Source organism: Desulfocurvibacter africanus subsp. africanus DSM 2603, from assembly GCF_000422545.1.
Taxonomy (GTDB): Bacteria; Desulfobacterota; Desulfovibrionia; order Desulfovibrionales; family Desulfovibrionaceae; genus Desulfocurvibacter; species Desulfocurvibacter africanus.
The window spans coordinates 19,971-30,371 of sequence record NZ_AULZ01000034.1 but is presented as its reverse complement, the minus strand read 5'-3'; the positions used below and the strand labels follow the sequence as shown (position 1 = coordinate 30,371).

The 10,401-nt window shown below is 60.8% G+C and carries 8 protein-coding genes and 1 riboswitch; of the genes, 2 read left to right on the top strand and 6 right to left on the bottom strand.

Annotated elements, in window-relative coordinates:
• Nucleotides 1-201 precede the first annotated feature (201 nt).
• Both H585_RS0117335 and H585_RS0117330 read right to left on the bottom strand, forming a co-directional pair.
• Nucleotides 202-555, bottom strand: coding sequence for a DUF4870 family protein (locus tag H585_RS0117335; protein WP_005984767.1), 354 nt, complete (start codon nt 553-555; stop codon nt 202-204).
• 73 nt (nt 556-628) lie between these two features.
• Nucleotides 629-1,126, bottom strand: coding sequence for an acyl-CoA thioesterase (locus H585_RS0117330; RefSeq protein ID WP_014259088.1), 498 nt, complete (start codon nt 1,124-1,126; stop codon nt 629-631).
• A gap of 668 nt (nt 1,127-1,794) precedes the next feature.
• Nucleotides 1,795-1,883: riboswitch (cyclic di-GMP riboswitch) on the top strand.
• A gap of 63 nt (nt 1,884-1,946) precedes the next feature.
• Here H585_RS0117330 and H585_RS0117325 point away from each other — a divergent pair.
• Together H585_RS0117325 and H585_RS0117320 are read left to right on the top strand one after the other, a co-directional pair.
• The gene (locus tag H585_RS0117325) at nt 1,947-2,342 is read left to right on the top strand and encodes a fibronectin type III domain-containing protein (RefSeq protein WP_014259089.1); all 396 of its coding nucleotides are present in this window, start codon (nt 1,947-1,949) and stop codon (nt 2,340-2,342) included.
• 78 nt (nt 2,343-2,420) lie between these two features.
• Entirely contained in the window at nt 2,421-4,061 is a 1,641-nt protein-coding gene (locus H585_RS0117320) for a right-handed parallel beta-helix repeat-containing protein (RefSeq protein WP_027368753.1), read from the top strand.
• Nucleotides 4,062-4,292: 231 nt separating this feature from the next.
• Here the strand turns inward: H585_RS0117320 and H585_RS0117315 are convergent, their stop codons facing one another.
• From H585_RS0117315 to H585_RS23385, 4 genes are all read right to left on the bottom strand, one after another.
• Entirely contained in the window at nt 4,293-6,422 is a 2,130-nt protein-coding gene (locus tag H585_RS0117315) for a copper-translocating P-type ATPase (protein WP_027368752.1), read from the bottom strand.
• 97 nt (nt 6,423-6,519) lie between these two features.
• Complete coding sequence (malQ, locus tag H585_RS0117310; protein ID WP_027368751.1) at nt 6,520-8,019, bottom strand: 4-alpha-glucanotransferase; 1,500 nt, start codon at nt 8,017-8,019, stop codon at nt 6,520-6,522.
• Nucleotides 8,020-8,192: 173 nt separating this feature from the next.
• On the bottom strand, nt 8,193-9,236 hold the full coding sequence (locus H585_RS0117305) for a PRC-barrel domain-containing protein (protein WP_027368750.1): 1,044 nt from the start codon (nt 9,234-9,236) through the stop codon (nt 8,193-8,195).
• Between the two features lie 696 nt (nt 9,237-9,932).
• Nucleotides 9,933-10,331 carry a hypothetical protein gene (locus H585_RS23385; protein WP_027368749.1) on the bottom strand — a complete coding sequence of 133 codons (399 nt, stop codon included), beginning with the start codon at nt 10,329-10,331 and terminating at the stop codon, nt 9,933-9,935.
• Nucleotides 10,332-10,401: the final 70 nt, after the last annotated feature.

Below are 10,401 nucleotides of genomic sequence, written 5' to 3'. Positions count from 1 at the left end.
CTTGCAGAGCATTTTCAAAAGCAAAATGCTCTAAACAATGGCTCCGATTGCAGACAAAAGGCCCTTTGCCGAACCAGGCAAGGGGCCTTCGCATTCACGGCGATTCTCAACGGCATGGCGGACCAAATTCGCCTTGGATGCGCATGCGCACACGACCGGGCAATAGCCGGCCTTCCCCTTAATTCCTACCCGCTTCCCGCCTCACGCCAAGGCTTTGTGGCCGATCAGAGCCATGACGCCCTTGTAGAGTCTGTAGAAGTACCAGGCCAGGACAGCCGCGCCCACAAGCCAGCCGAGCGTATGGCTTAAGTACTTGTAGATAAAAGTCGTCAGGAAAAAAAGCACGAGAAATATCCAGAAGGTCTTGATCTGCCAGGAGAAGTGCCCTTCAAGCCATGTGCCGCGCGCGTCCGAGCGTTTGACGTAGTCCACTATCACAGCAACGATCCCGGCTATGCCCGTGAAAAAGAACAATCCGTACAGCGCATAGCAGAACAGCAGTATCTTCCTGAGTGATTTCTCCTTGTCCGGCAGGGCATGCAGGCTGGATTCCATGATCGCCTCCCGTGCGGGTTGTCTTGATGGAAGAGAATCCAGCGCACAGTCTATCCCATCCAACGGCTTGCGCCTAGTCTTGTTGGCTCCTCTGGCTGACCCGCTCGCGCTCACGCTCCTTGCGCCGGGTCTCACGACGCTCCGATGCCTCGCGATGGCGGCGCTTCTCCACATCCGTCTCCAAAAGCAGCGGCTGCACGGCCGTCGGCCTGCCCTCCGCGCTCATGGCCACGAAAGTCAGGTAGGCCGAGGCCGTATGGCGCACCTCGCCCGTTAGCAGGTCCTCGGCTTCCACGCGCACGCCGACTTCCATGGACGTCGAGCCGGCCATGTTCACGCTGGCCTTGAAGGTCAGCAGCTCGCCCACCAGCGCCGGCGCGCGGAACTCCATGCGGTCGATGGACTTGGTGACCACGGGGGTGCGGCTGTGGCGCATGGCCGCCGTGGCTCCCGCCAGATCGATGTAGCGCAGGATCACGCCGCCGTGGATGTTCCCGGCGGGATTGGCGTCCTGGGGAAACATGCGCTGCGACATGATCGTGGCGCTTTCGGATACATATTTGCCTTCCATGCTGCTCCTGTGCGCAAGTCTTGGACCCATGGCGCTCGGCCTTGCGTCGGACTCCCTCGCATATCTAGGTTTGAATAAATCCAGCCCTGCCCGGGCAACTCACCTGCGCCCCGTGCGTCACGCGCACGCTCCGGAGGCCATTTTCGGCCAAGCCCTTTTTTGTCTCATCGAGACGGATCAGGCCTGCGGAGACTCGCGAATATTCCGTCGCGTCACCAAATGGTGACCGTCCAAGCGCAAATTTTGCGCCCCAAAGCATCCCAGCAGGCCTCCGCACTGCCGTCGGGCCCGACAGCCTGATAGCAAATAGGTCAATATTTAATAGCCTTACCCTCCTGAACCTCCCCTTACTCCTCCGTTTCTCCGGCTTTGGGGCAACCAAGGCAGGGGCTGACGTCATAGTAACCAATGCCAAGCTCAAAAGTAAATCATTATTGTCATGCTATATCTATATGTTGCACTTTAAACACTGGCTTTATTTCACACCAAAAACGACTTTGGCATGGCATGTGCTTTAAGAGCAGCGACTGTTGCTTGCAAGTAAACTTGGCAATACAACAGTCATAATCCGGATTGAAATTTCTTGTGAACAGGTCTTTGTAAATCAGGATTGAGTCGCGCATAAGAGTAAAAATAGACCTCTTATATGGATGTCGACTCGATCAAACACTCGCTAAAGGCAAACCACTTTAAAGAGTGGGACGCAAAGTCTTCTGCCTACGTTCCCTTCGAGGAATATGGTCGTGAGGCTGCCGAGTGAAGCAGTACGAATTGCTTCTCGTCCCTTCTTTACGCGTGGTGTTGCCAGGAGAAATCGCACATGAGCATTCTGAGACTTACGCAGTGCATCCCTGGCCTCACGCTCCGCAGGCTGGCCGCCGTCTGTGCCGTGATGCTCGTCATGCTGACCGCCGCCACCGGCGCCCAGGCCGCGCAGATCACCTTGCGCTGGAACGCAAGCCCCGAGCAGGACGTTGCCGGCTACACCGTGCACTTCGGCACGCGCAGCGGCCAGTACGACCAGAGCATGGACGTGGGCAAGGCCCAGAGAGCGACCATCTCCGACCTGGAGCCGGGCACCACGTACTACTTCACCGCCACTGCTTATGATTCCTACGGATTCGCCAGCAACCCGTCCGAGGAGATCGTGTTCACCGCCGGGCAGACCGCTGACGGCACCGGTGGAAATGCCTCCAGGCTGCTCATCCTGTTCTAATCCACTGAATCGCATCCTGGCACATTAACCACCCGAATAGAAAAAAGAATGGCATTTCGGAATCAAGGAGAGTTTTCTATGCATATGCGCAAAATGCAACGCAGCATCCTGACGCTTATGATCTGTCTGGCCTTCGTGCTCGCCGCTTCCACGGCCATGGCCGCCTCGTACTACGTATCCACCAGCGGCAATGACGGAAACAACGGCTCAAGCTCCTCGCCCTGGCGCAGCGTGTCGCATGCCGCTTCCGTGGCCAAGGCCCGTGGCGACGTGATCAACGTCCTGGCCGGCGACTTCACCGACAACAACACCTGCACGCTTGCCCAGGGTGTGTCCATCAAGGGCGCGGGCAGCGGCAAGACCATCATCAGAACCTCAGCCGGCACGTACATCAAGGCCGAGAACAGCGGCACGCCCGTGGTCGATGGAAGCAACTCTGTCACCGGCATCCGCTTCATCGGCAGCGGCTCCAACACCGGCATCTCGTCCGTGGGCCGCAGCAACCAGACTTTCTCGAACAACTCCTTCGAGGGCTTCAACAAGCCCATCGTCGTCCACGGCAAGCCCTACTCCTGGACCGCCAGCTGCGGCGGCAAGAAGCCAAGCTCCTCGGCCGGCTACTGCGACGACGACGCGCGCACCAGCACCCAGCCCAACGACAACGAGTGGGCCCGCAACATCAAGATCAACAACAACAAGGTCACCAACGGACTGATCCAGCCGTCCACCATCAAGGACTCGGAGATCGGCCATAACGTGATCGACAACCGCGCCACCCTCAAGAGCTGCCTGGGCGACCTGGGCATGTGGTGGGACAACGTGGACATCCACGATAACGAGCTCTACACCCAGACCATCTCCTGGAACGTCATCGCCATCGAGGCCTGGATGGTGCAGGGCAACACCAAGTTCCGCAACAACAAGACCAACGGCTGGTTCTCGATCATCAAGAACCCCAACGGCGGCAAGTCGCCCTACTCCTGGCAGATCGTCAACAATATCTTTTCCAGCGACGCTCCGGTGGGCGTGGGCAGCGCCGGCGTGCGCGCGGCCATCGAATCCGCCTTCCACGTCGAGAACGTGCTCATCGCCGGCAACTATGTCGAGAACACCGGCTCCAACAGGACCTACCAGCACGCCGTGGGCATCTGGGGCTACGGCATCAACAGGAACGTGCACATCCGCAACAACGTGTTCCGCAACATGCGCAGCGACGGCATCATGGTCAGCGCCACGGACACGCACGCACAGCTCTTCGACGGCGACAACATCTACGTCTACAACAACGTCTTCGACACCTGCAATAATGGCAGCAGCCAGGCCCTCTACCTTGAAGACGGCGCCGGCGACATCGACAACGTGTTCTTCAAGAACAACATCGTCATGAACGCGGCCACCGCCGTGCTGGTCAACGCCAACCACAGCGTAAGCAACGTTCAGGTGACGCACAACCTGCTGCAGAACGCGGCCGCCAACAAGGATTACGGCTCCGGAGCCTTCTCCAGCGTCGCCAGCAACTACACGGGCCAGCCCGAGTTCGACACGACCGGCAACAAGCCCTACCCCTTCTACAAGCCCGCGAGCGACAAGTGCAACCTCGTGAACAAGGGCACCAATGTGGGCATGGCCTTCAGCGGCTCCGCTCCCGACCTGGGCGCCTACGAGTACGTGACCGTCGCCCCGCCGAGCAACCTGCGCGTGATTCGCGCCACCAAGTAGCGCGACTCCGGCAGACATGACAAATCAGGCGGCGGGCTTAGGCCCGCCGCCTTTTTTCGTTGGTTCTCCAGCAGGCAAAGCCCTTCCGACTCATCTGCCGGCTACAGCACATTGCAGATGACATGGAAACGATGGGGGCAGGGAGCGGCGCTCCCTACCGGGAGAGAGCCCGAGAGAAGAGCGAGCCGCTCTGGCAGGCAGCGTCCTCTCTCGGTTCAAACGCAAACAGCGCTAGCGGGGAAAGCGTAGCAGCCGCGCGTTGATGGCCACGATGACCGTGGACAGGGACATGAGGATCGCCCCGGCTGCCGGCGACAGCAGAATGCCCCACGGGGCCAGCACGCCCGCGGCCAGGGGGATGGCGAAGGCGTTGTAGCCCGTGGCCCAGAACAGGTTCTGGATCATCTTGCGGCGCGTTGCTTCGGCCAGCTTGATGATATCCACCACGTCGCGCGGGTCGCTCTTCACCAGCACGATGTCCGCCGTCTCCATGGCCACGTCCGTGCCCGCTCCGATGGCGATGCCGATGTCGGCCTGGGCCAAGGCGGGCGCATCGTTGATGCCGTCGCCGACCATGGCCGTGGTCAGGCCGCGATCCTGGACCTCCTTGACCTTCTCGGCCTTCTTGTCAGGCAGGACCTCGGCGAAGAACTCGTCCAGCCCGATCTCGCGAGCCACGGCTTCGGCCGTGCGGCCGTTGTCGCCAGTGATCATGATGCAGCGCACCCCAAGCTCCTTGAGCTCGGCCACGGCCTGCTTGGAGCTTTCTCGCACTTTGTCGGCCAAGGCCAATGCGCCCACGGGCTGGCCGTCCACGAGCACGAAGACCAGGGTGCGCACGCCCGCGCGTAGCGGCTCCATGGATTTGTCCGGAGCCTTGAGCCCCTTCTCGCGCAGGTAGCCCTCGCTGACCACGGCCACTTCGCGGCCTTCCATTCGCGCCTTGGCCCCCTTGCCCTTGATGGCCTGGAAATCCTCGATACGTGCGGTCTTGACGTTCTGCTCCTCGGCCGTGGCCAGAATGCCCCTGGCGATGGGATGCTCCGAGGCCGCTTCCACGGACGCGGCCAGGCGCAGGACCTCTTGCTTGTCCATGTCGCCGAAGGAGGCCGTCTCGGCCACGCGGAACTCGCCCAGGGTCAGGGTTCCGGTCTTGTCGAAGAGCACGGCCTCGATGTTCCGCGCGCGCTCGAAGGCCCCGCGGTCGCGGATGAGAAAGCCGCTGCCTGCGGCCAATGAAGTGGAGACGGCCACCACCAGCGGCACTGCCAGACCCAGGGCGTGCGGACAGGTGATGACCATGACCGTGACGGTGCGCTCCAGGGAGAAGGCGAACTCGCGGCCGATGAATCCCCACCAGGCGATCATGGTCAGCCCGCCGGCGGCCAGGGCGATGAAGGTCAGCCACATGGCGGCCCGATTGGCCGTATCCTGGGATCGGGACTTGCTTTCCTGGGCCTTCTGCACGAGGTCGATGACCTGGGCCAAGTAGGAGTCCTTGCCGGTCTGGCGTACCTCCACGGTCAGCGAGCCCTCGCCGTTGACCGAACCGCCGATGACCTTGTCGCCGGGCTTCTTGTCCACGGGCGTGGCCTCGCCCGTGAGCATGGCCTCGTTCACCGAGGATTCGCCCTCGACGATCTCGCCGTCGGCGGGGAGCTTTTCGCCGGGCTTGATGAGGATGCGGTCGCCCGAGACGAGATCCTCCACGGAGACGTCCTCGGTGCGCTCGTTGTCCACGAACTTGTGCGCCTCGCTGGGCAGCAGCCGGGCCAGTTCCTCCAGGGCCGAGGAGGCGGACATGACCGAGCGCATTTCGATCCAGTGGCCCAGGAGCATGATGTCCACGAGCGTGGCCAGCTCCCAGAAGAAGGTCTTGCCCGGCAGGGCGAAGACTACGAGCGAGCTGTAGACGTAGGCCACGGTGATGGCCAGGCCGATGAGCGTCATCATGCCCGGCTGTTTGCCGCGCAGTTCGTCGAACAGCCCCTTGAGGAAGGGCCAGCCGCCGTAGAAGTAGATTAGCGAAGAGAAGGCGAAAAGCGCGTAACCCTCGCCCGGGAAGCGCAGGAAGTCGCCCAGCCCGACCAATTCCTTGAACATGGGCGAGATGAGCAGGACCGGCACGGTCAGAATGATGCTGACGATGAAGCGCCTCCGGAAATCGCGCAGCATCATGCGGTGGTGCGACGCGTGATCCTTGCCGTGATCTCCGTGACCGCCTTTGCCCTGGCTCTGGGAATAATCTCCGTGCGTGTCATGCCCGCCGTGGTCGCCATGTTCGGCGCGCCATTCCCGCGATGAGCCTTGTGCGTGCTCCCGCTGCGGCTGTCCGTGCCGTGCATGTTCGTCGTGATCCATGGCGATCCTCCTGAAAGATTTCGCCAAAACCTAACATGCCGTCATGGGTTGGAACAACCTCGGAAGCCGAATGCCAATTCGGCGCGGTCTGCTCCCTTTATCCGCGTCCGAACAGCTCCGTGGCCTCCCGCAAGGCTTGCTTCATGTCATCCTTCATCTGTTCGGGAAGCAGCCTCCAGGCCCAGTTGCCGTCGGCTACCGATGGCTTATTCATGCGCGCGTCGGCGTCCAGGGACAGGAGATCCTGCATGGGGAAGATGGCCAGCTTGGCCACCGAGGACATGACCAGACGGATGAGCGCCCAGGACACGCTGAACTCGTCCACCTCGCGGCCCAGGTAGGCGAACAGCCGCCGGCGGTCTTCCGGCGAGGTCTCCTGCCTGAACCAGCCGCGCGCGGTGTTGTTGTCGTGGGTGCCGGTGTAGGCCAGACTGTTGGCCACGTGGTTGTGCAAGGCGTCGACATTGGTGGCGATGTTGTCACCGAAGGCGAACTGCACGATCTTCATGCCCGGGAAGCCGAACATGTCGCGCAGTTCGCGCACGTCCGGAGTGATGACGCCTAGATCCTCGGCGATGACCGGCAGGTATGGGTAGCGGGCCGAGAGCGTGTCGAACAGCTTGATGCCCGGCGCGTCGATCCACTCGCCGTTGATGGCCGTGCGCTCGCCGGCCGGGACTTCCCAGTAGCCGGCGAAGCCTCGGAAGTGGTCGATGCGGATCATGTTGAACAGCTCGATATTGTGGCCAAGGCGCTTGACCCACCAGGAGAAGCCGTCGCGTTCCATCTCGTCCCAGGCGTAGACCGGGTTGCCCCAGAGCTGGCCGGTCTCGCTGAAGTAGTCGGGAGGCACGCCGGCCACGAATATGGGCTGCTTGCGCTCATCGAGCTTGTAGAACTCGGGGTGCGCCCAGACGTCCGCAGAGTCGAACAGCACGTAGATGGGGGCGTCGCCCACCACGCTGACGGCGTTGGCGTTGCAGTACTTGAGCAAGCGCCGCCACTGGCGGAAAAAGATCCACTGCACGAACATCTCGTACAGCAGGGCGTCGGAGTGGCTGACGCTGAAGGCGTCCAGGGCCTCGCGGTTGCGGTCGCGGTAGTTCTCGGGCCAAGTGTTCCAGATGGCTCCGCCGTACTGGTTCTTGAGGGTCATGAACATGGCGTAGTCCTCAAGCCAGTATTTGCTCTCCTTGCGGAAGCGGGCGAAATCCGGGTCCGTGGGCAACCGTTCCTTGAAGTAGGAAAAAGCCTTGCGCAGCATGGACTGCTTGTTCCGCTCGGCGGCCTGGTAGTCGGCGACCGCGCCGAAAGGCAGGCGGTAGGGCTCGATGTCGGATTCGCTCAGGAAGCCCTCCTCGGCCAGCCGCTCGGGGCTGACGAGCAGGTAGTTGCCGGCGAAAGCCGAAAAGCTCGAATAGGGCGAATTGCCGATGGCTCCGGTGGTGGGGCCGATGGGCAGGATCTGCCACACGGCCTGCTTGGACTGGGCCAGGAAGTCGGCGAAACGCTCAGCCCACGGGCCAAGGTCACCCACTCCGAACTCCGAGGGCAGGCTGGTTATGTGCAGGAGAATTCCGCTTCCGCGCCGGCGCATGGCAACTCCTTGGGCTTACTAGGTAATCGGGCCTATGCTGCCCGGAATCCCTTCATGCTATCGCAATCAGGAAGGATGCGGAAGGGTGAGCCGCGCAGGTAGCGGCAAGCGAGGGATCGGCCGCCCACGGCATGGGAAGAAGGAACCGCCCCGTGACGGTTCCTTCCATCGGTTCAGCGTTCCTGGAACTCCTCGGCCCGCCGGGCGCGCTGCTCCAGATATATGAACTGCTCGTAACCCGAAGGCGTGTCCCGGAAGATGACCTGGCGCCTGGCCGGGTCCACCTGCGGAGCCCTGTCCAGCTCTTGCTTGCTCATGTTCAAGGCCAGTTCACGGCTTTCCCAGTCAAAGCGCAGCTTTTCCCAGGGCACGGCGACCAGATCCTCGCCCAAACCAAGAAAACCGCCGGTCTCGACGACCACGATGCTCAGCTTGCCTTGAGCCGGGTCCACAAGGATGGAGTCGATCTCGCCCACGTTCTTGCCGTCCCGGTCCTTGAGCGGACGGTTGCGCAGCCGCTCCAGTTCCACCAGCCCCTGGTTGAAACCAGGCTCGCCCTGCTCGTCGGCCGCCTCGTTAATCGCCCGCTCTTGTCCGGTCCCGCCCTGCTCGGCTTGGCTTCTATCAGCCTGGCCACGCTCGGCTTGGCCTTGCTCGCCCTGTCCAGCGGGCTGCTCCTCGTCGCCAGCGGCGGCCTCGCGCTCCGGTACGGCCGGCTGTATCCGTTGCGCCAGTTGACCCTCGCGCTTGGCCTGGGCCATGCGCTTGGAGTAGCGCTCGGAGAACTCCTCGCGGGTCAGCACGCCGCCGCGCGACCCCGCGTACACTGGGGCCATGCCAACCGCGAAGTCTCCATCGGTTGCGAGCACGAACTCGCGATCCAAATAGGAGTAGTGCAGGGATTCGTATGGCGCGAGCACCCGCACGCCCTCCAACTCTCCGCCACGCTCGATGATCGCGTAGGCCAAGCGGCCGGTTTCCGGGTCCACGAGCACATCGAAAATCTCGCCCACGGCCTCGCCTTGGCTGTCCAGAATGGCGCGGTTAAGTATCCGGTCGGCTTCCAGGAGCCGCTCGCTGAAATACGCGTCCACGACTGCGCGTGGGACGGCCCTGCCTTCGGCGCTTGTTTCGCGCTGCGCCGCCGTGGCGGCGGTCAGGCTGGCCAGGATTGAAAAGACGAGCAGCACGGCCACGGCCTGCACAATCCTAAGCATGGCGCCTCCTTTTACCCCGCACTTCGGGGGTGGTTATGCCATGCTACCAGACAGGGCCTAGGCGCGGATGTCGGCGCAGGCCTCGACATGCTGTCGGATCGGACCTACAGCACAGGATAAGCATACAGAAGCCAGCCTTTGCCGATCCAGATGGACACCACCAACAGGCACTGCCTAGCGATGATGTTCCTCTGAGACTACGCGCTTCTTTTCTTTTTTTATCTAATGAGGGATTCACTTCGGACCCAGGATACTTATCTCGGAGCGCGGTATCCTTCGGCTAGCAACGAATCGAAATTCATCCTCAGGATTTATCGAACCCACTGCGCCTCTTATGGAGCAACAGCTCATACGTTCTCCCTACGTGGAGAAGGCTTATGTCGGTTGCCATGCTCACTTGAGTAATGTCGGACAGGTTGCTGCACAACCTGAAATGAATGCACTTCGCATCGGTTAATAAATGTAAGCATTGTTATTTGTTGACTGATAATTTTATACGCTATAAAAAATCACAAATTTTTTTGCACATGAATAAAACATACATTACAGGCAAGTTTTATTAAACTAGAATAATGGCGCTTTTGGCCAGGATGGGAGTGAACAGTGATCAGCGGCCTGCGCCTGCCTTCCATATTATTCAGGCGAAGCAGTTTACCCTCTCCTCCGATAAGCATCAGGAAGTTGTTTCTGCTTGTATTATGCATAGCCTTTGGACTTATGTTGACCATTGGCTTCCTGGTACAACTCAGATTCAAGCAGTTTGAGCATGAGAGAGCGGAGCTCGACGCCCTGCTCGGTGCCGGTGCGAGCCTGAACAATCTGCATCAGACCACGCACGACTATCTGCTGATTCCTGGCTATGATGCCCGTGTAGAGCTGCATAAGCAGGCAACAGCCCTCAGCAAGTCGCTTACAAGAATCCAATTCAATACGATCCGTGCGCGCAGGCTCGTCGGGGAAATCTTGCGCAGAACCAACCACGTCAGCTTCATCTTTGATGAATTGAATGCACCATCGGCAGGCCCAGGATTGTCTAACCAGCCACGCCGCGACACGACCAGACTGGTATCGGATCTTTTGGCCGAATATGGGCAAATGCGCTTCATCATCCGGAAGGCTGTCGTCGCCCAGAGGCTTGGCATCGAAAAATCACGCAGCACGGTAT

Coding starts and splice junctions, on each gene's coding strand:
- H585_RS0117335 (WP_005984767.1), bottom strand. CDS start 555: ATGGAATCCAGCCTGCATGCCCTGCCGGACAAGGAGAAATCACTCAGG.
- H585_RS0117330 (WP_014259088.1), bottom strand. CDS start 1,126: ATGGAAGGCAAATATGTATCCGAAAGCGCCACGATCATGTCGCAGCGC.
- H585_RS0117325 (WP_014259089.1), top strand. CDS start 1,947: ATGAGCATTCTGAGACTTACGCAGTGCATCCCTGGCCTCACGCTCCGC.
- H585_RS0117320 (WP_027368753.1), top strand. CDS start 2,421: ATGCATATGCGCAAAATGCAACGCAGCATCCTGACGCTTATGATCTGT.
- H585_RS0117315 (WP_027368752.1), bottom strand. CDS start 6,422: ATGGATCACGACGAACATGCACGGCACGGACAGCCGCAGCGGGAGCAC.
- malQ (WP_027368751.1), bottom strand. CDS start 8,019: ATGCGCCGGCGCGGAAGCGGAATTCTCCTGCACATAACCAGCCTGCCC.
- H585_RS0117305 (WP_027368750.1), bottom strand. CDS start 9,236: ATGCTTAGGATTGTGCAGGCCGTGGCCGTGCTGCTCGTCTTTTCAATC.